The sequence below is a fragment of the Bremerella sp. JC817 genome (assembly GCF_040718835.1).
Lineage (GTDB): Bacteria > Planctomycetota > Planctomycetia > Pirellulales > Pirellulaceae > Bremerella.
On record NZ_JBFEFG010000281.1, the window covers coordinates 729,233 to 752,091 of the forward strand.

Genomic DNA, 22,859 nt, shown 5'->3' on the forward strand with positions numbered 1-22,859 from the left:
GATCTTGGTAATCTGTAAAACTTTGACGCTCGTCACGAAGGTATTCATCTTGTGGCCACAGACATCGCGATAAGACGCTCTAGGGCATAAATTCGCTAAGGTGACGACGACGGCTTGCTAGCGGATCGCCACCACTCACATGCACAGATACCGGACGTTCGTACTTGTCGCTCTTGCACGGAACGCGAGAGATTACGGACCGGAACATTAACGGAGATTGATCATGACCAAGTCCCTCATTTCTCGCCGAACGCTGCTGGCTGGCAGCACGGCCTTGGCCTGCGGGCTGACCCGGGCGACTTTCGGTGAGGATCAACGTCAGGGCTTGCGGGAACCGGTCTACCGCGTTTCCAACCGCACCGGCAACCCCGTCCAGAACGTGGCTGCCGAGCATCCACTGGCTCCGGCGCTGCGTATCGCCGAAAACGGCCTGGTGAGCATCGAAAACAACATTCACGACTACGAATGCACGCTGGTCAAACGCGAGCAGATCAACGGTAAGCTGAACGATCAAGAGTTCATCTACACCAAGATCCGCCACGAAAAGAAAGACCAGAACGGCAACATCGTCTCGCCATTCGGCGTGTACATGTACTTTCTGAAGCCTTCCAGCGTGAAGGGCCGTGAAGTTCTGTACGTGAAGGGTCATAACAACGGCAACCTGATGGCTCACGAAGGGGGTGCCCTTCTGAAGCACATCACCGTTTCGCTTGACCCGCTGGGTGCGATGGCCATGCGTGGTCAGCGTTATCCGATTACCGACGTCGGCATCAAGAACCTGGTGACCCGTCTGATCGAAGTCGCTCAGCAGGACATGCAGTTCGGCGAATGCGAAGTGAAGTTCTACAACGGTGCCAAGATCAACGGCCGCGTTTGCACCGTGATCGAAGTGGTTCACCCAGTGCCACGTAAGAACTTCCGCTTCCACAAGGCTCACGTCTTCATCGACGACGAAATGCAAGTGCCGATCCGCTTCGCTTCTTGGGACTGGCCTTCGTCGCAAGGTGCCGAACCAGCCATGCTGGAAGAGTACACCTACATGAACCTGAAGCTGAACAATGGTTTCACCGACGCCGACTTCAATCCTCGCAACGAAAAGTACGGCTTCAACGTCTAAGCCGGAAGCGAGCGTCGCTTAAGAATCTAAACACCCGGTCGAAGTTTTCGACCGGGTGTTTTTTTGTGCGCGGAGCGAAAGTATTTATTCGCTTGGCTCAACCTCAGCCGGTTCGGTCTCGAACGACTGGTAGACCCAGCGGATGGTCAGGGCCATCAAGCCGATCACAATCACGGCCGTGATCAGGAACACCCAAAATCCTTCCACCTTGCCTGCTTCCGCCTGGCCGGCGAGGGTCGCGGCGTAGTCGATCGATGCCACGTGAATCAGTTCGCGGACAACCGCTCCGCAGAACAGCATGCCGGGGAGCAGCACCAATCGCGGAACGATCCACCGGCGCGATGTTGCCTGGGAGTCGCTGTGCCAAAGGTAGATCTGCCCCGCCCAGAACAAAATGCCCAGCACCAACCACAGCGTTCCACTTAGATTGGCCACGGCGCCGAAGCCTGGCTGCGAGAACGCGATCGCCGCAAGCGAGGCCACGCCGAACGTTCCTAGCCCGGCCATCGCAAACCATCGCAGCCAACCGACCGTGGGCAAATCGTCATCCGTCGCCGTGCCCTCTCTCAGGTAGGCAAGCTGAGCCGTCAGCAGCGTGGCCATCGATACGAATGCCACGCTCAGCCAAACAAGCGAGCGAGAGACCACCGGCAGAACTTTCAGCGGCAACTCGCCACTGGCGAACGCTTCGGTCCAGGCCGACGGTTCGCTTGAGACCAAGTGGTTTGCCGTCCAGCAGAAGCCAATGAAGACGAACAGACCGGCATTCAAACCAGCGACTAAGGCCCGTTGCCACCAGCGAAGTCGCTCGAACCAGGTACTCTTCAGCACATACAGCAGATAAAACGCCGCCATCAGCGCCGGGATGACCACCATCCACCGCCAGCCGAGCAATAGGTTGGCCGTGTAAAAGTGGAGCGGTACAAGGATCTGCACGAATAAAAGCGGCGCCACGCCGAAGGTAATCGCAGCACTGAGCGCGAACGGCATCCAGTCTCGCAGTACCCGGACAATCGGATTGTGGAGCAAAGCCCCTTCATCTTGGCGATACCAAAAACTGAAGCCAACAATCGACAGGCAGCCCGCGACCACGTAGTGCATGGCCAGATGATGCGTGACGAAGGTGATCAGATACAGCAGCATGTACGTCAACGACGTCAGCGGCAGATTAAAAGGGAATGGGGCATCCATTACGACTCTCCCTCGCTGCTCGCAGCTTCACGACCTGGCGGCTTCGAGGCGGGCTCGGTTCCGGCTTGATCTAACCACTTGTTGATGTCGGCCAGCGCCGCCTCTTCCATCGGAGCTTCGGCCTGCTCATCGTTTCGCTCGTTAAACCACTTGAGATAACGAACCAGCGACTCCAGATCTTCCGCATTGCCGGCAAACGGTGGCATGAACGGTTTGGTGTGCTGCAACTTGGCGATGTTCATCCGCATCTGATCTTCGTCCCATGACGCGGTCAGCTCGGTCACACCATTCAACCCCGAGACCGTATGGCAGACCGCACATTGCCGCCGGAACACCTTGGCACCGCGCGTGGTGATCTCGCCGGCGACTTCGGTTCCGTTGACCAGCGGATAAGGATCGTGCACGAGGCAGCCTTCCTTCCGCATCTGAGCGACCTGGTCTGGGTGAATTCCGTTGGAATACATCCAGTAGCGAATCGAGTAGGGCTTACGCGAACCTTCCCGTACAAATTCGCCGCCTGCCGTCGCGCCAAAGGCGAGCATCAGCAGCAGCGTGGCGGTGGCTCCGTTGATATAGAGCCGCTGCAGATAGAGGCCAATCAACGCGTAGCCTCCGATCGCCATCGATGCCCCCACCGAGATATTCAGGAAGAGGTTCATCGTGGGACTGCCCCCCAATACCCAGCCACGGCTATCGGCCGGCATCGCCAGCAAAAACCAGCCACCTAAAATCGGCATCAGCACCATCGGCACCAACAGATGGGCCGCGTAGTTGATCAGCTTGCGTTTCGCTTCCTGATCGAGGCTTTGCATCGTATTCACGACGATACACGCGACCAGCCCCGCCAGTGTCAAAGCAACAATCGTTCGAAAGAACAAGCTCGGCCAGAAGGTCGGGTTGAAGAACCCTTCCAGGATCGAGTGGTTCTCGATCCATCCGCCCGGCGTCAGTTGCCAGCTGATGATGCCATTAATCAAGAACAGGCTCATCCACGCCGCGAAAGCGTACATCACCAGCAACTTCATGCAGGCCGCATCGCTGATCTTCTGGTGATAGCGATAGAACATGTACCCGGCGAAGACTTCCAGCAGAAAGAACAGGTACTCTGTCGCCCAGATCCAATGAAAGTTGCGAATCATGCCACCGATCGTGAACGCACTGACCTGGATCGATGTGAACCAGATTCCGACGCCTGTGACCGCACCGGCGACAAAGCTGATCAGCACCAGCCATTTGAAATAGCCATGCACAAACAGCCGAGCGTTGGCGGAACGACCGGTCATCGCCAGCCATTGAAAGTAGCACAGCAGCATGCCGCCCCCGACGGCGAACTGGGCGAGGAACACATGGACGACCGCGACGATCGCAATCATGATTCCCGGCATCAGGGGGTCATACTGGTTGACCGGATAGACATCCATGGCCCTCTCTCTTCCCCGTACTTGGTGTCAATCGAAAGTTGTCACCTTACAGTCTACGCGCCGGACCTCGACCAATTCGTGCGGCAATTTGTCGCACGTCCTCCAAGAGACCATCGCGAGCAGAGCTTTCCCGTTGCGACTCTGCGTCACCATAAACGTTTTGCGCGACCGTTGGAAGTTATGGCTCTTAAGTTTACTTGCTCTCTTGAATCCAGCCTCGCGACCTTCGAGGGCTGCCGCGCGGCCCATCCAATGCCGCGTCGACTTTGTGCAATTAGCATTGGCGAAGATCCGCATGACCGAAGCCAATCTCGATTTGCAGTCGCTATTCCCACTACTGACGAAAAAACAAAACACCACGGCAGAATTCGGTTGCCGTGGTGTTTTAATGCGCGGTGCATTCGCCCTCAGGTCATTTCCATTCGACGACGATCACGATCTCCTCGAATTGATCCCCTTTCATCCGACCGACTTCGGTCAGCACTACCGGCTTGCCTGGGCGAAGCTGTACCGAGCCAGCGGCCGTCAGCGTGGCGATCGAGTCAGGAACGAAATTAGGATCGGGCGTTCCACCGAAACCACGGCCGCCTCGGATCGCTTGCTCGAATTCCTCGCGTGTGGTTGCCGGTCGCCTTTCCTCGGTCTTGGGCTCATCGGTTGGTTCTTCTTTTTCGACTTTTTGACCAGGCACGATATACGACTTCTCGTAGTCGACATGCACCAAGATCGACTCCTCACCAATCGGCTTGGCCAGGACGCTTATCAGTGTGCCAACGTTCAGTAATGAATAGTTCGCCCCGCGACCACTGGACGACGTTTGCGAGGGTTCGCGACTACCTTGTTGAATTTGAATTTGCTCGCCGGCGGTTGCTTTCACCTGGAAATAATCGGACAGACCAATGGCTTCGTGCCCCGGTTTTTCCATCCATTTCACCATTCGAGTAGGAATCGATGGCCCATCCATTTTGAGCATCGGCTCGATTTCCTCGGTCAGTGTTTTGTAGGGTAAACCAGATGTTACCGTGCGTTTCAGCAGGACAACATCTACCGCCATGACCGCAGAGGCCGCCTCTTTCTCTGCCGCAGGTGGTGCCCGCCGAACGCGTGGCACTTCGACCACATCGGACTTCGGCTCGTCCGGGGCTTTCACTGCGTCGGCGATCTCCTTCACCGCTTCCCCTTCCGGGAGCAACGACATCAGGTGATCGGTATAGCGCTGCTCTTCCTGCTGCTTCTTTCTGGTAAGCTTCAGCCCTTCGCGGCGTTCCTCCCAAAACTGGTGAAATTCAGCGAGCGTGACTCCTTTGCGGCTCCACGCCACGGGATAACGTCGCGATAGATTTTCGGTCATGCGGGGCGAGAGAACTTTCAGTTCCTCTCCTTGAAGCAAGCCATTGCCATCGCTGTCGAGGTCGCGAAAATAGTCGCGGTGTGGGCTTTCCTGCAGATCAACGGCGACGTCCTCTTCAGGTAGCTGACTCCTCTGCTGAATGTAATCGCGGAACTGTCGCTCGCGATCGGCTTCTGCCTGCGACTCTTTTTCTTGTCGCTCTCGCTCTGCTCGGAACCGCGCCTCATGGTCACGCAGCAATTCCAGAAAGTCGTGAAATTGCTCGAACGAAATTGACGCTTCTTCGCCGATCCTCGGTTCAAACTGTCGACGGACTGGATTGGGGAGCCGTTCAAACTCTTCACCGGAAAGCTTGCCGTCACCATTGGTATCGAATGTCGCGAAGTAATCGCGATGCGGATTATCTTGAAGCACGGACACGGCCGGTTCCTTCTCCGAAGTTTCCGCTTCCGTGGTGCCCGCTTCAGCGACCTTCGCCTGGGCGGCCGGTTGGTCGTACTGCGTTAGCTGAGCAAGTCGACTCTTCAGCAGATCGATATCGGCTGGAAACATTCGGGTCCGCGACGTTTCGAGAGCTCGACGAATCTCGGTGATCCGGATGAAATCGCCAAACGCTTCCATGAACTGATCGAACGGAACGCCATCGGGGTTCGCGGCCAGTTTCGTCTTCTTCACGATCTCGCGCAGATCAGGCGGCCCCATCTGCTCGACCTCTTCCGCATCGAGCTTGCCATCCTGGTTGGCGTCGTAGCGTTTCTCGAAAGCGATTCGGTAGGCGATGCTTGCCCGCGGATCGTAGCCGATTTGCTTCTTCGTCAGCGTGGCAGCGTCCAGCAGATCGGCCAAAGTAACCTTGGTTTCTCCTGGTCGTGCTTTCAGCTTCTGAAACAGAATCGTCTTTATCTCGGCCGGAAACGGAACCAGATAGGTCTCGACCTCGGCCTGGTCGAGGACGCCATTCTCGTCGGCGTCGGACTTGAAGAAGTCCTCTTGGTACTTGCGAACCGAGTTCGAGCTCAATTCGCCGACGCCACCGACCTGGGCGTGAACGATTCCGGCACTCAGCAAGATCAGCAGACTTGCCATTAATCGGCGGAAGAACATGGGGGATCTCCAAGCAAGAGAGCTATTCGCGCCCCTTCAAGTTACCCCCCTGGCAACGGACCTGCAAACAATTCGCTCAAACCAGGCACGCTGCCGATTTTTCTCTCGAAAGGCATGTACGCCCGGCGTTACTTCCACTCGACCAGAATCACCAGTTCTTCAAAGCCTTCGCTGGTCAGTCGGCTGGTCGAATTGAAAACGACTGGCTTTCCCTGCGACAGTTCCATGATGCCGCTGATGTCGAGTGTCGACACGCCATCGATCTCTGGTGTCGCGTCGCCGGATGCTTCCTCATCCTCTGCCTCTTTCCCCAAGGTAATTTTGCCAGGGATCATGGCCGACTTCTCGAATTTCAGGCTCAAAACCAAGGTCTTCGAGGATGAAAGATGGCCTGCGGTGCCACTGACCAGGGTTCCCAAGTTCATCAACTGATGGGCAACTTGACGACCACGCGTCGTGACCGAAGTTCCGCTGACGGCTGGCTTACGGCTTCCTTGCTGAAGAACAAATGGCTGATCGACCAAGGTTTTTGCCTCGAAGTAGTCGACCAGCTTCACCTCGGCATTCTCGGCGTCGGCCAGCCACGGAACCAACCGAGTTGGGATCGATGGCCCTGGCGACTTCAGGACGCCACTCACTGCTTCCGCCAACGTTTGCTGCGGCATTTCCGCGCTGACGCGGGTCAGCAGAACGATATCAAACGCAAGCGATTCCGACTCCGGCGTTGTCGTCGTTTCTGTCTTCGGCTCGGCAGCCACCGCGACCGCTTCGACCGGCTCGGCCGGGGCGACTTCTTCCGTCGTGTCCCCGACTTCCGCGGCAAGCTCCTGCTTGTATTCGATCCATTTGCCAAGCAGCTTCTTCGACTCGGCGTAGCTCTGACGACTTCCTCGATAACTTTCAAAGTAGTTGTGAAACTCAGAAAACGTAACCGGCAACTCTCGCCAGGAAGTCGGCAATTGGGAAGCACCATCGCGGAAGCGCGTAATACCACGAATCGGCTTCAACTCTTCTTCGTTCAGGACGCCATCGCCGTTCAAATCGAACTGGCGAAAGAATGCCGCGTGCGGACTTGTTTCAAGCGAAGCGGGCTCCTCATCCCCTTCATCGGAACCCTTCTGCTCGCCACTTTGCAATTGTTCGGCCATGTACTGGTCCAGCACTTTTTGCAATTGGGCCTCGCGATGGCGAGCCTCTTGCTGAGCGACTTTTTGCTGGGCGAGATTCTCGAGCGAGGTACGAAAAGTCTCGCGAGAGATTCGGACCTTCACGTCCCCAGAAGGGAGAAACAGCCCCATCGACTGCAATAGGTGACGTGAGATATTGGCGAGTTCGCCTTCATTCAGGTTGCCATCGCCGTTGGCATCCAGCGTCGCAAACAATTCGTCGAACTTGCTATCGGGCGTGGAGGAATCGGCAGCCTTCTCGGGCGATTGACACCAACAAGCAGAAGCAAAGATACCGAGCATCGCGACAGCGACGAGAAAACGAGAGAGAGGCATAGCAAAGACCTGGATGGGATAGCCAACGAAAAGCGCACCCTTGGAATCTACCCCACCAGCGAATGCCCCTCAAGCATCTTAACGCAAACTACATACAAGAGGTATCCTTTAGGGGCGTAACGTCGCGGGCGATTCGATCAAGTGTGCCCGGAAGATGAAAACGGCCTTCGTGGTCAACGGCTCTCCTTGATGTTCCATGCTCGTCAGCAAGCCTCCCATCACGAAAGGCTCGTCAGGCGTCAGCAACAGTTCTGGCGTGATACCCAGCGTCGCGATCCCAGGGACGGCGTCAGCCTCGCCCACTTTCTTCGGAGGGAGTTCGAGCCGGACTCGCCGCGAGAAATGCGACTTCAGCAGTAACTTGCCTTCGTCCGCTTGTTGGACCTTCAATCGCACGTCGATGCCATCGAGGATCTTCAGCAGTTCCATGTTCTTCAGTTCTGGCGGATTCGGAATTCCAGGGACGTAGAACTCGGACGAGGTCACCTCGATCTCGGCATCCAATGGCAACTTGACCCGGACCACGTTAAACCGAGCCGGCACCGGACTGGTCTGCTGCGGTTTCCAGCGGGCAAGTGTCCCAGCTAACGAGAACTCGGGATCGGAATGAGCCGCCAGAAACTCCTTCAGCTCGGTCTCGATGGGATTGGCGGTTGTCGGCGGCATGGCGCGTTCGACCATCGCGATTTCGACCAGAACCATCGGCGGATTTGCCAAGCTTTTTTCTGTCAGAATCAAGCAAAACAGCAAGCTGACTGTAAATCCCAGGTCGATGCGCATCGAATTTCTCCCGTCGAAGAAAGATGGAGTCGGGCATCAAGCCCCCCGCAAGGTCCCACACTGTATCGAAATGATTCTCAGCGATACAATACGAGGTTAAGGGCAGGCAGCCTTGCGCAAATAATCAGACCGTTTTAAAGAGACAAAGCTGATGAAGGTCACGGGTACCGATAACAAGATCGCTGATTTCTCGGGCGACGTCATCGTAGTTGGGGTTTACGAAGACGCGCTCTCGCCACCAGCCGATCAATTAGACAACTTGATCGGTGGTTCGATTACCCGTTTAGTGGAATCGGGCGATATCACGGGCAAACCAAACGAAGTCACGACGATCCTGGCACCCAGCGGACTGCCAATTCTCCGCGTGCTGGCCATCGGTCTTGGTAAGAAAGAAGACCTGAATCTGCGACGTGCGTACGAGGCTTCGGCCACCGCAGCTGTGGCGTTGTCTTCCAAGAAGGTCGAGAAGGCTGGCATCTATCTTGATGACTTCTGGCCTGCGGAAATGATCGAACAAGCGATCGCCGGCGCCTTGGTAGGCGTGACTGGTCAGGACTTATACCGCAAAGAAAAGAAACAGACCGCTCCGGCCGAATTGGTTTGGAGTTCCGCCACGGAAGAAGTGCTCGAAAAGGGCATCGCTCTGGGCAACGCGATCAACCTGACGCGCAGCCTGGTGAACCGCTGTGCGAATGACATCTATCCGGCGACCTTCGCCGAAGAAGCAGCCGTCGTTGCCGAAAACCACGACTTGAACATCGAAGTCTGGGACAAAGCGAAGCTGACCGAAGAAAATTGCGGAAGCTTGCTGGCCGTGGCCCGTGGTTCGGTCAAAGATCCACGCCTGGTCATCCTGCGATACAACGGCGGCAAGAAGGGTGAACCACCTTTGGCCCTGGTCGGCAAGGGTGTGACCTTCGACAGTGGTGGTCTCTCGCTGAAGCCTTCCGATAGCATGATCACCATGAAGTGTGACATGGCGGGGGCCGCGACCGTTCTGGGTGCGATCAAAGCGATTGCTTCCTGGAAATTGCCGATCAACGTCGTCGCTTTGTGCGGGTGCGTTGAAAACATGATCTCGGGCGACAGCTATAAGCTGGGGGACATCCTGACTTCGCGCAGTGGCAAAACGATCGAAGTGTTGAACACCGATGCCGAAGGGCGCCTGGTGCTGGCCGACGTGCTGAACGTCGCCCTTGATGAAAAGCCGATGGCGATCGTCGACCTCGCCACGCTGACCGGTGCTTGCGTGGTGGCTTTGGGTACCGATACGGCAGGCTTGATGACCAACGAACCTGACTGGTGCCACGAGATCGAACAGGCTTCGCTGGCGACCGGCGAAAAGATGTGGCAGTTGCCGATGTACCCAGAGTTCGGCGAACAAGTCAAAAGCCAGATTGCCGACGTGAAGAACGTGGGCGACGGCCGCTGGGGTGGTGCGATTACCGCAGCCAAGTTCCTGGAAGAATTCATCGACGATACTCCTTGGACCCATATCGACATTGCCGGCCCTTCCTTCGCCGAAAAACCGAAGCCATACTGCAGTGGTGGCGCCACCGGTTTTGCGGTTCGAACGTTGCTGGAATTGGCGCGACGCCAGGCAACAAGCTAAAAAGTTACGTACCTGATCCTCCCCCCGCATCCCAGGGGGAGGATCGTGCGGTACCATGACAACGCACGTTTGCCTGCCGGCCTCGACTGCTTAGCCAACAAACGTGTAGGACCGCACGCCCCAAGATCGCTGCAGTTCTGAGAACTCTCTTTCATTCACCTTCAGTTTGGATCGACCCTAGCTATGCCTTGGATTTCCGAGACCGCAAAAGAAATCAAAAAGCCAGAGATGCTTGCCATCCTTGACCGAGCGATTGAAGAGGCTCGGAAACGAATTTGTGGCACCCCCAAACGCGTCTTGCTGCTTCCTCCCGACATCACTCGTATGCACTCCGGTTCCGGCTGGATCACCGAGTACTTCTGGCAGCAACTGAAGGACGAAGCCGAGATCCACGTGATCCCAACGCTTGGTCAGCACGAACCCCATACCCCCGAACAGAACAAGCAGATGTTCGGCGAGATCCCCAACGAAATCATTCACCCGCACGACTGGCGCGATGGCTGCGTGAAGGTGGGCGAGATCTCGGCCGAGTTCGTCAAGGAAATCAGCGACGGCGCCGCCGACTGGGCCATTCCGATCTGGCTCAACAAGATGCTGATGGAAGAAAAGTGGGACCTGATCATCAACATCGGTCACGTCGTTCCACACGAAGTGCTTGGTTTCGCCAACCACAACAAGAACTACTTCATCGGCCTGGCCGGTAAAGACCTGATCTGCACCAGCCACATGATGGCCGCCAGTTGCGGGATCGAAAACAACCTCGGCAACCTGATCACGCCGGTTCGTGCCGTCTTCAATAAGGCGGAAGACGAGATGCTCGGCGACCTGCCAGACTTCTACGTTCAGGTCGTTCTGGCTCGGAACGAAGCAGGCGAACTGGTTCATACCGGCGTCCACATCGGCGACGATCTGGAAACCTATTTGAATGCCGCCAAGCAGTCGCGTGCGGAAAACATCACCGTCTTCGACAAGCCGATCCAGAAGATCGTCTGCGTGATGCAGGGGGACGAGTTCTTCAGCACCTGGGTCGCCAACAAGAGCGTCTATCGTACGCGCATGGCTTTGGCCGACGGCGGCGAACTGCTGGTGATCGCCCCAGGCCTGAAGCGTTTCGGCGAGCAGCCAGACGTCGACGCACTGATCCGTAAGTATGGCTATCAGCCAACGCCCAAGATTCTGGAGCTTTACAAGGAGAACGAAGACATGCAGGACCTGGCCCACGGCACGGCTCACTTGATGCATGGTACTTCGGAAGATCGCTTCACCATTCGTTATGCCCCTGGTCACTTGACCAAGGAAGAAGTCGAACAGGTCAATTTCGCTTACGCCGACTACGAAGAAACACTGAAGCGTTACCCGATCGATACCATGAAGGAAGGCTTCAACACGATGCCCGACGGCGAAGAGATCTTCTTCATCGCGACGCCATCGGCAGGTCTCTGGAGCACCAAAGACAAGCTGTACAATCGCAAGTCAGGCTTCGCCAAAGACGAAGCCTAGTCATTGGCGACATGACCTACCGTTCCATGAAAAGGGCCGCATTCTTTCGGAAGTGGCCCTTTCTTTTTGCATGGGTTGAAACGGCGTGGTACAAAACCTCGACCTTCTCATAACTCGTTTGCAGGAACTTTCCTGATGCCACGTCTGTTGCTTACCGCTATCGTCACGTTCGGCCTACTAGGCGTTTCCCATGGGCTCTTTGCTGAAGAGCCTGCCGCCGAGGCACCGCTGACGGAAACGGAAAAACGGCTTCAGAAAGATATACAAACATTGGACATGGCGATGTTAGAAGCTGACAGCGAAACAGCTTTAAAGCTTCTTCATCCCAAGCCATTCGATCGGCGGATCGGATCACGCGAGGAGTTCAGTAAGGGGCTGAAGCAAGCGAAAAAAGCGTTAGGCGGCCTCAAAATGTTCAAGCCAGAATTCAGCTTCGCATTTCCCAATCGGCCTATTTTCGTCGAGGGTAAGCAGCATCAGTTTGCGATCGTACCCGTCGAAACTCAGATCAGGATGGTGGGCGGTATCGTGAAGTCCGAGTCGTTCTACATTGGCATTCGCGAGGAGAACGACGACACCTGGCGTTACCTCGACGGCACGAAGCTCGAACAGGAAGATATCCAGAAACTCTTTTCCGACTTCCCGGTCGAGCAACCACTTCCTTTGGTCAAGAATTCCACCCAGATCAAGGAAGAAGAATTCGAGAGCCTGCTGCCCAAGATGCCGACCCCTCCTGAAGATTTGAAACTGCCAAAGTAACACCCCGCCTCCAACATGGTGTGAAGTCGCCGATGCTCAAGGTCTATGCGGGAGCTCTGTTGTTGGTGATCGTCTTGATCGTTTGTAGCCTGGGACGATTCAATCCTGCTTCCAGGGTGATCGATTCGCGGTGGGTCGCCAAAGAGAACTCCTCGGTTGACTCTGACACGGCCGTTATTTTCACAGCCCTTCAGCAAAAGGATTTTGGCATCGTCCGATCGATGCTTCCGCTTGAGGTCACCTCGGCAGAAAGTGATCGCAACTACTACGACCGATATCAAGATATCCTCAACGATCTAGAATCCGATTCGGTTCGTATCCAGCAGATGGTCGTCGCTTCGAATGCCGAGTTCTATCAGTCTCGCCAGCACGACTGGGTTGTCGTTCCGACCGAGGCGGTCGTTGCTTACGCCGATGGCCAGGTCTTGCAGCGAGGCTTTTTGCTGGGTGTGCGGGCCAAGGACGAAACGGCGTGGAGCTATCTCGACTTCACTATCAATTGGCAACATTCACGGCAGTTTATCGAACTGCTCTTCCCTGAAATTCCCAAGAACATTCCCCTGCCAGAATGCACCGCCACCTATCACGATCCGTAGATTGGTCGATCCGCGGGATGGAATTGTGGACGAGAGACTCGTTTCGATTGGCTCGCATGCCGATCGGGAGGTAAACTGTCGGTGCCCCGATCTCTTTCTATTTCATGCCAGGGTTCGTTATGTTGCTTTTCCATCGCCTGGAAGTTTCTGCCGTTCTGCTCGTTGCCTCGTTTTTGCTAACTGTTGGTTGCCAGCAGAAACCGAAGGCTGAACCGATCACCGCTCCCGATTACGTTTCGGCCGAGTCGGAAAAGGTCTTGAGCGATACCAAACGCTTGATCGACGCGACCTTGAACCAAGAGATCGATCCACTGCTGGAACTGACGCATCCCAACACATTGAAGATGATGGGTGGCAAGGAAAAGGCTCGCGAGTTGATGCAGTTGATCTTCGATCAGGTTACAGCCCTGCAACTGAACTACGACCGGTTTGTTCCTGTCGGGGAACCGAAGTTCTATCGCACTCCGCAATATGAGTTCGCCGTCATTGCGACCGAGGCCCATGCCACGTTTCCCGATGACTCACTCGACCAGAAGGGGGCGATGGTTGGCATGCGAAAGGTCGGATCGGATAAGTGGACCTACGTCGATTACAACGACCAGACGAAGGACCAGATTTATACGATTCTGCCTGAGCTTCCCCGCAACATCGAGTTGCCGGAAACGTTGAGCAAACTTGGCTCTCAGTAAGCATTTACCCCCTCGACTAGCTTGGCTTTGCCGGGGATTTTCGTTGACGGGTCCCAGGCCGTACCCCAAGATACGAGCAGAAGCCTAACCCCGGTCGCAAAACCCGAAATTGCTACCAATATTCCCGCAGCCGCGGCGAATACCCGGGTGATACTACTAGTTTGAACTGCTCGTCTTTGTGGAAAGGTCGGTCCAATGTCCTTGTACTGGGTGTTTTTCGGCTGTGCCGTTGTGGCTGGAACGATTTTCGTCCTCCAGTTTCTGCTGGCGGTCGTGGGCATCGGGCTGGAAGGAACCGACCTGCCGGACGAGATCCCCGACGACATTCCGGATGACTACACCGGCGATGCGCATGGCTCGACTGCTTTGTTCGGGGTGATTTCGTTCAAGACGCTCGTGACCGCGTTCACCTTCTTCGGCCTTGCCGGTCTGGCCTGTCTTTCTGCCGGCTTGAATGAACCGGTTTCGTTCGCCATCGCCGTCGCATTTGGCATCGCGGCCATGTATGCCGTGCACTGGCTGATGTTGGTGATGCTGCGACTGGCTCAGGACGGCACCGTTCGCATTGCCAACTCGGTGGGCGAAAACGGTACCGTCTACATCCCGATCCCTCCGCATCAGGAAGGGGTCGGCAAGATTCAGATCCGCGTTCAGGATCAGATTGTCGAATACGCGGCTCAAACGACGGCCGAGACCAGGCTGACGACCGGAACTCCGGTTCAGGTCGTCGAAGTGCTCAGCCCGACCATCGTGCTGGTGGTGCCGCTGGTGACCGAAGTGGAAGTTCGGCCTGGTTCCGCGCAACCGGAACAACCGGCACAAACCACCTAGAAAATACGCTTCGACTTCTATCGATTTCCCCAGGTTGGGGTCTTCGTAACCTACACATATCTAGATGCCGCTGCGCGCGGACCGTACCGGCACCGAGCCCTGTCACCAAGGAATTCATCTCATGCAAACCGTATCAATGCTTGCCCAAGGCGAAGGAATGTTCAGTTTCTTCGGCACGACCATGGGGATCATCTCGATCATTGCCATTCTGGCGGTGATGGGTTTCGTCACGTTTCTGATGATCTTGAAGAGCCAGTACAAGCGTTGCCCGAGCAACCGTGTGCTGGTTGTTTATGGTCGCACCGGCGGTGGCAAGTCGGCTCAAACGGTGCATGGTGGTGCGAAGTTTGTGATCCCGCTGATCCAGGACTACGCCTACCTGAGCCTGGAACCGATTCAAATTGAAATCCCGCTGCGTGGTGCCCTGTCGTCGGAAAACATCCGCGTCAATGTGCCCAGCTGCTTCACGGTCGCCATCGGTACCACCCCCGGCGTCATGGATAACGCCGCCGTCCGTCTGCTCGGTTTGACCACCAACGAAATTCGCAAGCAGGCAGAAGAACTGATCTTCGGCCAACTGCGTCAGGTGATCGCCTCGATGCGGATCGAAGAAATCAACCGCGACCGCGATACGTTCCTGGAACACATCCAACGCAGCTTGGAACCTGAACTCAACAAGATCGGCCTCTGCCTGATCAACGTGAACATCACCGACATCACCGACGAGTCGGGCTACATCGACGCCATCGGCCAGAAGGCTGCCTCGCTCGCCATTCAACAGGCCCGTGGTGACGTTGCCGAAAACGAAAAGATGGGTGAAATTCGCGTCGCTCAAGCCCAGCGCGAACGAGAAGTGGAAGTCGCCAACGCGACCAAGGCCCGAATGATTGGCACGCGTGAAGCGGAACGAGAACAAGCGATCCGCATCGCCGAACTCGACAAAGAACAAACCGTCGGTGAACGCGCCGCCGAGTACGAACGAGAAGCCCAGGTCAAACACGCGGAGCGTGAAAAGCGTATTCGTATCGCCGATGCCGATGCCGCGGCCATCATTGGTGAACGTAACGCCGAGTTCGAGCGGGAAGCTGCGGTCAAAGACGCCGAACGTCAAAAGCGTATCAAGATCGCCGAAGCGGATGCCTCGGCCATCGAAGGGGAAAACCACTCGGAAGCCAAAGTCGCTGCCTCGAAGGCCGAACTGGCCGTCAAACGTGCCGAAGCGTACGAGCTGGGTGAAATCCGCCGTAAGGAAGCCGAAGGTGCGGTGAAAGAAGCCGAGAACCGTGCGTTGGCGAAGGCAGCCATTGCCGAAGCCGAACGTGTGGAAGCGGAAAAGCGTGCCTTGCTCGAAGCACCGGCTAAAGCCGAAAAGGCCAAGATCGAAGTCGATTCGGCCGCCGAAGCTGCCCGTCGCCGTATCCTGGCGGAAGCTGAAGCCGACGCCATCTTCGCCAAGTTGGAAGCGGAAGCTCGCGGTGAATACGAAAAGCTCGCCAAGAAGGGTGCCGGTTTGAAGGCAATCGTCGAAGCTTGCGGTGGCAGCAAAGAAGCGTTCCAACTCATGCTGCTGGAACACCTCGACAACCTGGCCGAATCGAGTGCCAAGGCAATCTCGAACATCAAGTTCGACAAGGTCGTCGTCTGGGAAGGTGGCAATCAGAATGGCCGCTCGAACACCGCTGACTGGCTCAGCGGCATGGCCAAGACGCTGCCTCCGATGATGCAAGTCATGAAAGACATCGGTGGCATCGAACTGCCGGAAGCGTTGATTCGCTATGCGGAAGATCCCGAATCGCTCGCCAACGGCAAGAGCAGCCCAACCGAAACGGAACCTTCGGCCAACTAACGCCGAAGTCCTTAGTCCGCGTCCAAATAAGAAAAGCCCAGGTACATTGCCTGGGCTTTTTTCGTGGTGGCACTAACGACGAGGATCGCCCAGCGGGTTCTCGAGCACGTCGTTGATCTGGCCAATATAGAAGCCGAAGAGGCGGAAGATCACCATGATGATCAACCCGGAAACGATCAGCCCCACTAGCATCCCGCCCAAAACTGTCAGCGTATGCAGGGCAGCCTTCGCTTTCTCTTGATAGAGCGACGCCAGCTTGTCCATCGATTCGGCCAACATGCCTGAGATCTCGCCCGTTTCGACGACATCGAGAAAGTCGACCGGAAAGCTTCCGGTACGGCGAAGGATGTCGTGAATCTCTTCCCCCGCCAACAGTTCTCGATCAACCTGATCGGCGAATCGCATGTAATACCGACTATGGGTCGCTTCCAGCGAAAGCCGCATCGCCCGGCGAATCTCCATGCCGCCACCGATCGTGATCGCCATCGCCCACGACATCCGCTGCAGACACAACGTCCGGATCGGGCTGCCGAGGACCGGGATACTCATCGCGACTCGATCAAGCTGCAGGAAGCTCAAATTGCCACGAGTCCACAATATGTAGGTCCATAAGATGAAGAAGATGAACATCCCGATGACCGAGAAATAGATCGCCAGGCCTTCCATCCCGATCAGCCCGAGACCCAGTACATCGATCGGTTTGCCATTGACCTTCGGCAGAAAACCGAGCACCAGAATTAATGCCCCCACAATCAAGATGGCGACAATCAATTGCAGTAGAGGCCACGTCACCCCTTTGACGAATGTCCGTCGCATGGTGACTTGTTGTTCGTACTGATCGGCCATTTCCAGGAAGACCGTTCCAAGCTTGCCCGTTTCGTCACCCAGGCGAACCATCTGGCGGAATAGCTTTGGGAAGTATTTCCCGGTGCAGTCGATCGCGTCTGGCAGAGCGGTGCCTTCGTTGATCAGTTCCAGGATGTCGAGCATCATGCGTCGCTGCGTACCGCTGGCTCGTTCTCCTTCGCGCTGGAAGATGCGTCGCACGTCGACGCCGGCCTGGAATTGATTGCCAATCCGGCGACAAAATCGAACCAGGTTGTCCGTGCTGATGCGAGGCGAAAAGAGCATGTCGGTTTTCCAGCGTTGTCGGCGATGGTTTCCATCATCGATAAGACCTCGGTGCAAAGCAACAGGGCGGAACGATTCGCAATCCCCCCGCAAAACGTTCAGTTCGTGCGATTTGCACTGATTTTGCCAGCCATGCTTGTCGCGCAGTTGCCACCCGTTACGGAATCACTAATTCGAGATCTTTTATTAAAGAGACCTGAAACCCTCCATCTTACGGGCGAGTTAGTCCTATGGTTGTGGAAAGAATCGTCGACCATCGTCGACTGCATTCTCGTCATCATTGCTCGCTATCGATCTGGGAAGACCATCATGAAAAGCCCGACGCTGTTTGGAATCGTCGCCGTAGCCACGTTGGCTATGTTTGTTGCGGAAACTCAAGCCGGACCACGTGGTGGCGGTGGGCGTCGCGGTGGTGGAGGTGGTGGTGCCGATCTGGGTGGCAGTCGCCTTACAGGCGGAAGCCGCCCTTCCCCTAATATCAGCCCTGGCGTCAACTTGGGTGGCAACATCGGCTCAGGCAATTTCAGCTCTGGCAGCCGTGACCTTTCCGGCCGTGCTGGTGGCGACCTTTCGGGCCGATTGAACTCAGGCGGAGGCGATCTCGGCAACCTTCGTCCGCAAGGGCAAGACAAGCTGTCGAACCTGCTGGAAGGAAAGTCGTTCCAGCCTGGTTCCGGCAACTTCCAACGTGGTGATGCCGTTTCGCAAGACAAGCTGCAAAACTTCCTCGGTCTGTCCGACGGAACACGCGAGCCCACCGGCGATCACCAGCAGCAGATCCAAGACAAAAAGAACGAATTGCAGCCGAAGATCGACGAAACGAAGCAGAACGTTTCGGATCGCTCGAACGAGATCTACAACAACGTGAATCAGCACCTGGCCAATCAGCCAGAACCATTCTCGCCACAGTGGTACGCGGCTCATCCAAATGCGTTCCACTATCAGTACCCACATGCCGATGCCTGGGCGGCGGCCAGTTGGGGTGCGGTGACCGGCTGGGTCGTCGGCATGTCGACAACTCCGGTTAGCTATACCTACAACAACAATACGGTGGTCTACTCAACCGACAGCACGGCAGCGACTCCGGTCAATGCCGAAGCCACACTGCAGTTGTCGCAGCCGGGCCCTGCCCCGTCGGACGAAGAGTGGATGCCACTGGGCGTGTACGCGTTGGTGGAAGGAGACCAGACTCAGGCCCAGATGCTGATGCAACTCGCCGTCAGCAAGAGTGGTCAGATCGGTGGCTCGTATTACAACGTGCTGTCCGACAATAGCCAGCCGCTGACGGGTTCGGTCAACAAGCAAACCCAGGAAGTTGCCTGGCACGTGGCCAAGAATGACAAAGTGGTCTTCCAAACCGACGTAAAGAGCCTGACCGAAGCAGAAACCCCAGTCGTCGTGCATTATGGCGACGGCACGACCCATCCGATGACGCTGGTTCGCATGCCGAACAAGCAGTAATCGAAAACGACACAGTCGTATCAAACAATTCCAATAGCCTGGCTGGCGCGTCCATCCAGGCTCTTGTCGTTTTCCGGGGGGCATGGCAGGCGATAAGTTCCCCCGAAATCGCCAGGACTGGTCGTCCTAAGCGGTGGATTCTTGCTATAATCTCGGCTCCATCTTGTTTGCCTGGTTCCCCTTAAATTCCCCACACATGCCTGAATTCCAACAAATCGCGATTTTCGGCGTTGGGCTGATTGGTGGCTCGATTGGCTTAGCCGCGCGAAAACATAACGTCGCTGCCAAAGTCGTCGGGATTGGTCGTAGCCAAGAGAAGCTCTCGCGGGCCCAACGGCTCGGCTGCATCACCGAGGGAACGACCGACTGGCAAGCAGGCATTCGTGGAGCCGACCTGGTGGTGGTCTGCTCTCCCGTCGAATCGATCGTTCCGATGATCGAACAGATGGTCCCCTTCTGCCAGCCTGGCACCATCATTACCGATGCCGGCAGCACCAAGCAGGAGATTGTCGACACCCTCCATTCGAGCGAGTCGATTCGAGGCCGGAAAGATGTTTACTTCGTCGGCAGCCACCCCATGGCCGGCAGTGACAAAAGCGGGGCGGAACATGCCGTGGCCAATCTGTTTCAAGATCGGGTCACAATTGTTACGCCAGTCGCTGAAACCGATCGAACCGCCCAGGCGACTGTCCGCAAATTTTGGGAATCTCTCGGTTCGACCGTCATGGAAATGAGCCCGGCCCAGCACGATGCTTCGGTCGCGGTTACGAGCCACATGCCCCACGTTATTGCCGCATTGCTGGCGGCATCGACCCCAGAATCGATGCTTCCGCTAACAAGTACCGGTTGGGGCGATACCACGCGAATTGCCGCTGGCGACATCGATTTGTGGCGTCAGATCCTCACCACCAATCGGGGCCACGTCTTGCAGTCGCTAGCGAACTTTGAGAAATTGCTGACTGCCTTCCGGGCATCGCTGGAAGCGGGTCAGGACGAGCACTGGATCAAGCTCTTAAAACAGGGAAAGCACCACCGTGACATTGTGGGAAGTTGATATCTATCCCGCTTCGGGACATGTGGATCGATTGGCTGCCGCCATCGTTGCCGACGCCGAAGACCTGCAAATTGCCACCCACCTCGAAATTGCCACGGCCCACGGATTTCTCGTCCAAGCCGATTTCGATGCGGATCACATCAAGCTGCTGGCGGACCAACTGCTGGTCGATAACGTCGTGGAACGGGGCGTCGTCGCCCAGGCCGGCGAGGCGATCCTGGCAGAAGCACCGGCGAAAAACTACGACCGACTGATTCATGTCATGCCCAAGTCTGGCGTGATGGATCCGGTCGCCCAAAGTACCCAGGCCGCAATCGCCGACTTTGGAAAACCAGCCGAAGCGGTTCGCACATTCCGTAAGTACTGGATTGGCGGTCTCGACGATGCCCAGACCGAGCGTCTGGTCACCAAGCTTTTGGCGAACGATTCGGTCGAACAGGTCATCCAAGGCCCGATCGATCTCGATCGCCTCTCGTTTGGCAAGTCGCAGCCGTTCGAGCTGAAGACGGTCGGTATCCGTGCTTTGGACGATGCTGGGCTGGAACGCCTGAGCAAAGAAGGCCAGCTTTACCTGACCCTGGTCGAAATGCAGACCATTCAGAACTACTTCCAGGAACTGGGCCGCGATCCCACCGACATCGAGTTGGAAACGGTCGCTCAGACCTGGAGCGAACACTGCAGCCACAAAACACTGGCTGGCAAGATCGCCTATAAAGACGAAAAGCAAGAGCTTCGTTTCGACAACATGTTGAAGGAAACGATCTTCGCCGCCACGCAGCAGATCCGCAAAACGCTGGGCGAAGAAGACTGGTGCGTCAGCGTCTTCAAAGACAACGCCGGTATCGTCAAGTTTAACGACGAATACAACATCTGCTTCAAGGTCGAAACGCACAACCATCCAAGTGCCCTCGAACCTTACGGTGGTGCCAACACCGGCATCGGCGGCGTGATCCGCGACCCGATGGGCACCGGCATGGGTGCCAAGCCGATCTGCAATACTGACGTCTTCTGCTTCGCACCACCAGAAACCGACCCCGGTAGCCTGCCGCAAGGCGTCCTGCATCCGCGTCGCGTGATGAAGGGTGTTGTGAGCGGCGTCCGCGATTACGGCAACCGTATGGGGATCCCCACGGTTAATGGTGCCGTTTACTTCGATCAACGTTACCTGGGTAACCCGCTGGTTTACTGCGGCAACGTCGGTCTGATTCCGGTCGATATGTCGTTCAAAGAAGTTAAAGCGAACGACCTGATCGTCGCTGTTGGTGGACGTACCGGTCGCGATGGTATCCATGGTGCCACGTTCAGTTCGGCCGAGCTGACCAGCGAAAGCGAATCGCTCAGCGGTGGTGCCGTCCAGATCGGTAACGCGATCACTGAAAAGATGGTTCTCGACGTCCTGCTCGAAGCTCGCGACCGCAAGCTGTACAACGCGGTCACCGACTGCGGTGCCGGTGGTTTCTCGAGTGCCGTCGGCGAAATGGGTGAAGAACTGGGTGCGGAAGTGTGGCTCGAAAAGGCTCCGCTGAAGTACGAAGGTTTGTCCTATACGGAAATCTGGATCAGCGAAGCTCAGGAACGTATGGTCCTGGCCGTGCCAGAAGACAAATGGCCAGAGTTGGAAGCCCTCTTCGCGTCGGAAGGTAGCGAGGCGGTCGTGCTCGGCAAGTTCGTCCCGACTGGCAACCTGACGCTGACTTACAATGGCAATAAGGTTGGTGAGATCGACATGCGATTCCTGCATGACGGTCGCCCACCGATCGTTCGCGACGCCGTTTACACTCCGCCGACCCTGGCTCCCCTGGAAATCAATTCCGAAGCGGTCGACTCGGTGGGTGACGATCTGCGAAAGATCCTCAGTTCGCTCAATGTCGCCAGCAAGGAATGGATCATCCGCCAATACGACCACGAGGTCCAAGGTGGCAGCGTAATCAAGCCACTGGTCGGCGTGAAGAACGATGGCCCGAGCGACGCCGCCGTCGTTCGCCCAGTGCTCAACAGCCGTAAGGGTATCGTCCTGTCGTGCGGCATGAACCCGCATTTCGGTGACTTTGATACTTACGACATGGCTGCCAGCGCCATCGACGAAGCGATCCGCAACTGCGTGGCCGTGGGTGCCGATCCATCGCGGGTCGCCATTCTCGACAACTTCTGCTGGGGCTATACCGATCGTCCAGAAACGCTGGGCAGCCTGGTGCGTGCCGCCCTGGCCTGTCGCGATCTGGCGGTTGCTCTCGGAACGCCATTCATCAGCGGTAAAGACAGCCTCAACAACGAATTCAGCTACTTCGACGACCATGGCGATAAGAAAACGATCGCCATTCCGCCGACCTTGCTGATCAGTGCCATGGGGCAAGTCGACGACGTTTCGACCTGCGTGACGATGGACCTCAAGTCGCCGGGCAACCGGTTGTACATGGTCGGTCTGACCAAGGATGAAATGGGGGGATCGCACTGGTCGCTGGTCAACTGCAAGTCGGGTGGCCAGGTTCCGCAGGTCGACACCGATCTGGCGAAGACGGTCTTCAACGGTATTCACGCCGCGATCCAGGCCGGTACCGTTCGGGCATGTCACGACTTGTCGGAAGGTGGCCTGGCGATCGCTCTGGCGGAAATGGCTTTTGCTGGTGGCGTCGGTGCGAGCGTGTCGATCGATAAGATCCCACACCAACTCGACAATCCAACGGCGATCACGCTGCTTTACAGCGAATCGAATACCCGCTTCGTCTGTGAAGTACCGGAATCGTCGGCCGCTGAGTTTGAAGCCGCCCTGGCCGGTGCTCCATTCGCCCACATCGGTCAAGTCGCCGAGCACAAGGAACTGGTCGTCCAACAAGGCGAACTGACGTTGCTCGACGAGCCGATCGAATTGTTGAAACAGGCTTGGCAAGCTCCCCTGAATTGGTAAGTGACAAGG

The 22,859-nt window shown here is 56.5% G+C and carries 17 protein-coding genes; 11 read left to right on the top strand and 6 right to left on the bottom strand.

The features are described from left to right. Positions 1-223 precede the first annotated feature (223 nt). Entirely contained in the window at positions 224-1,117 is an 894-nt protein-coding gene (locus tag AB1L30_RS25905) for a DUF1571 domain-containing protein (protein WP_345094143.1), read from the top strand. Positions 1,118-1,201: 84 nt separating this feature from the next. Here the strand turns inward: AB1L30_RS25905 and AB1L30_RS25910 are convergent, their stop codons facing one another. The 5 genes from AB1L30_RS25910 to AB1L30_RS25930 form a co-directional block, all read right to left on the bottom strand. Next, positions 1,202-2,308, bottom strand: a complete 1,107-nt coding sequence (locus tag AB1L30_RS25910) for a hypothetical protein (protein WP_367017368.1) — start codon at positions 2,306-2,308, stop codon at positions 1,202-1,204. After that, the gene (locus tag AB1L30_RS25915; protein ID WP_367017370.1) at positions 2,308-3,729 is read right to left on the bottom strand and encodes a c-type cytochrome; all 1,422 of its coding nucleotides are present in this window, start codon (positions 3,727-3,729) and stop codon (positions 2,308-2,310) included. Before AB1L30_RS25915 ends, AB1L30_RS25910 begins: the two co-directional genes overlap by 1 nt. Before the next feature lie 412 nt (positions 3,730-4,141). Next, on the bottom strand, positions 4,142-6,184 hold the full coding sequence (locus AB1L30_RS25920; protein WP_367017372.1) for a hypothetical protein: 2,043 nt from the start codon (positions 6,182-6,184) through the stop codon (positions 4,142-4,144). A 128-nt stretch (positions 6,185-6,312) separates the two neighbouring features. Continuing rightward, positions 6,313-7,686, bottom strand: a complete 1,374-nt coding sequence (locus AB1L30_RS25925) for a hypothetical protein (RefSeq protein WP_367017374.1) — start codon at positions 7,684-7,686, stop codon at positions 6,313-6,315. Between the two features lie 108 nt (positions 7,687-7,794). Beyond that, on the bottom strand, positions 7,795-8,466 hold the full coding sequence (locus AB1L30_RS25930) for a hypothetical protein (RefSeq protein WP_367017376.1): 672 nt from the start codon (positions 8,464-8,466) through the stop codon (positions 7,795-7,797). A 151-nt stretch (positions 8,467-8,617) separates the two neighbouring features. On the opposite strand from AB1L30_RS25930, the gene AB1L30_RS25935 reads away from it, so the two are divergent. From AB1L30_RS25935 to AB1L30_RS25965, 7 genes are all read left to right on the top strand, one after another. Further along, on the top strand, positions 8,618-10,078 hold the full coding sequence (locus tag AB1L30_RS25935) for a leucyl aminopeptidase (RefSeq protein ID WP_367017378.1): 1,461 nt from the start codon (positions 8,618-8,620) through the stop codon (positions 10,076-10,078). 183 nt (positions 10,079-10,261) lie between these two features. Further along, positions 10,262-11,578, top strand: a complete 1,317-nt coding sequence (locus AB1L30_RS25940; RefSeq protein WP_367017380.1) for a lactate racemase domain-containing protein — start codon at positions 10,262-10,264, stop codon at positions 11,576-11,578. Positions 11,579-11,644: 66 nt separating this feature from the next. Next, positions 11,645-12,337, top strand: a complete 693-nt coding sequence (locus AB1L30_RS25945) for a hypothetical protein (RefSeq protein WP_367017382.1) — start codon at positions 11,645-11,647, stop codon at positions 12,335-12,337. Between the two features lie 32 nt (positions 12,338-12,369). Continuing rightward, complete coding sequence (locus AB1L30_RS25950; RefSeq protein WP_367017383.1) at positions 12,370-12,933, top strand: hypothetical protein; 564 nt, start codon at positions 12,370-12,372, stop codon at positions 12,931-12,933. A 119-nt stretch (positions 12,934-13,052) separates the two neighbouring features. Further along, positions 13,053-13,622 carry a hypothetical protein gene (locus AB1L30_RS25955; RefSeq protein ID WP_367017385.1) on the top strand — a complete coding sequence of 190 codons (570 nt, stop codon included), beginning with the start codon at positions 13,053-13,055 and terminating at the stop codon, positions 13,620-13,622. A 195-nt stretch (positions 13,623-13,817) separates the two neighbouring features. After that, complete coding sequence (locus AB1L30_RS25960; RefSeq protein WP_367017387.1) at positions 13,818-14,453, top strand: hypothetical protein; 636 nt, start codon at positions 13,818-13,820, stop codon at positions 14,451-14,453. A 121-nt stretch (positions 14,454-14,574) separates the two neighbouring features. After that, entirely contained in the window at positions 14,575-16,299 is a 1,725-nt protein-coding gene (locus AB1L30_RS25965; protein WP_367017389.1) for an SPFH domain-containing protein, read from the top strand. Positions 16,300-16,371: 72 nt separating this feature from the next. Here AB1L30_RS25965 and AB1L30_RS25970 read toward each other — a convergent pair whose 3' ends face one another. Beyond that, entirely contained in the window at positions 16,372-17,430 is a 1,059-nt protein-coding gene (locus AB1L30_RS25970) for a type II secretion system F family protein (RefSeq protein WP_367017391.1), read from the bottom strand. Between the two features lie 309 nt (positions 17,431-17,739). Between AB1L30_RS25970 and AB1L30_RS25975 the strand changes: the two genes are divergently transcribed. The 3 genes from AB1L30_RS25975 (at position 17,740) to purL (ending at position 22,850) form a co-directional block, all read left to right on the top strand. Next, positions 17,740-18,891 (top strand): hypothetical protein, encoded by a 1,152-nt coding sequence (locus AB1L30_RS25975; RefSeq protein WP_367017393.1) that lies wholly within the window; start codon positions 17,740-17,742, stop codon positions 18,889-18,891. 196 nt (positions 18,892-19,087) lie between these two features. After that, complete coding sequence (locus AB1L30_RS25980; protein ID WP_367017395.1) at positions 19,088-19,945, top strand: prephenate dehydrogenase/arogenate dehydrogenase family protein; 858 nt, start codon at positions 19,088-19,090, stop codon at positions 19,943-19,945. Next, entirely contained in the window at positions 19,926-22,850 is a 2,925-nt protein-coding gene (gene purL / locus AB1L30_RS25985; protein ID WP_367017397.1) for a phosphoribosylformylglycinamidine synthase subunit PurL, read from the top strand. The genes AB1L30_RS25980 and purL overlap by 20 nt, the downstream gene beginning before the upstream one ends. The last annotated feature ends 9 nt before the right edge of the window (positions 22,851-22,859 follow it).

What these genes read in the sequence shown, in the direction of transcription:
- AB1L30_RS25975 (WP_367017393.1), top strand. Translation starts at nt 17,740, where the DNA reads ATGAAAAGCCCGACGCTGTTTGGAATCGTCGCCGTAGCCACGTTGGCT.
- AB1L30_RS25930 (WP_367017376.1), bottom strand. Translation starts at nt 8,466, where the DNA reads ATGCGCATCGACCTGGGATTTACAGTCAGCTTGCTGTTTTGCTTGATT.
- AB1L30_RS25920 (WP_367017372.1), bottom strand. Translation starts at nt 6,184, where the DNA reads ATGTTCTTCCGCCGATTAATGGCAAGTCTGCTGATCTTGCTGAGTGCC.
- AB1L30_RS25970 (WP_367017391.1), bottom strand. Translation starts at nt 17,430, where the DNA reads ATGCTCTTTTCGCCTCGCATCAGCACGGACAACCTGGTTCGATTTTGT.
- AB1L30_RS25925 (WP_367017374.1), bottom strand. Translation starts at nt 7,686, where the DNA reads ATGCCTCTCTCTCGTTTTCTCGTCGCTGTCGCGATGCTCGGTATCTTT.
- AB1L30_RS25955 (WP_367017385.1), top strand. Translation starts at nt 13,053, where the DNA reads ATGTTGCTTTTCCATCGCCTGGAAGTTTCTGCCGTTCTGCTCGTTGCC.
- AB1L30_RS25940 (WP_367017380.1), top strand. Translation starts at nt 10,262, where the DNA reads ATGCCTTGGATTTCCGAGACCGCAAAAGAAATCAAAAAGCCAGAGATG.
- AB1L30_RS25980 (WP_367017395.1), top strand. Translation starts at nt 19,088, where the DNA reads ATGCCTGAATTCCAACAAATCGCGATTTTCGGCGTTGGGCTGATTGGT.
- AB1L30_RS25905 (WP_345094143.1), top strand. Translation starts at nt 224, where the DNA reads ATGACCAAGTCCCTCATTTCTCGCCGAACGCTGCTGGCTGGCAGCACG.
- AB1L30_RS25910 (WP_367017368.1), bottom strand. Translation starts at nt 2,308, where the DNA reads ATGGATGCCCCATTCCCTTTTAATCTGCCGCTGACGTCGTTGACGTAC.
- AB1L30_RS25965 (WP_367017389.1), top strand. Translation starts at nt 14,575, where the DNA reads ATGCAAACCGTATCAATGCTTGCCCAAGGCGAAGGAATGTTCAGTTTC.
- AB1L30_RS25935 (WP_367017378.1), top strand. Translation starts at nt 8,618, where the DNA reads ATGAAGGTCACGGGTACCGATAACAAGATCGCTGATTTCTCGGGCGAC.
- AB1L30_RS25960 (WP_367017387.1), top strand. Translation starts at nt 13,818, where the DNA reads ATGTCCTTGTACTGGGTGTTTTTCGGCTGTGCCGTTGTGGCTGGAACG.
- AB1L30_RS25950 (WP_367017383.1), top strand. Translation starts at nt 12,370, where the DNA reads ATGCTCAAGGTCTATGCGGGAGCTCTGTTGTTGGTGATCGTCTTGATC.
- AB1L30_RS25915 (WP_367017370.1), bottom strand. Translation starts at nt 3,729, where the DNA reads ATGGATGTCTATCCGGTCAACCAGTATGACCCCCTGATGCCGGGAATC.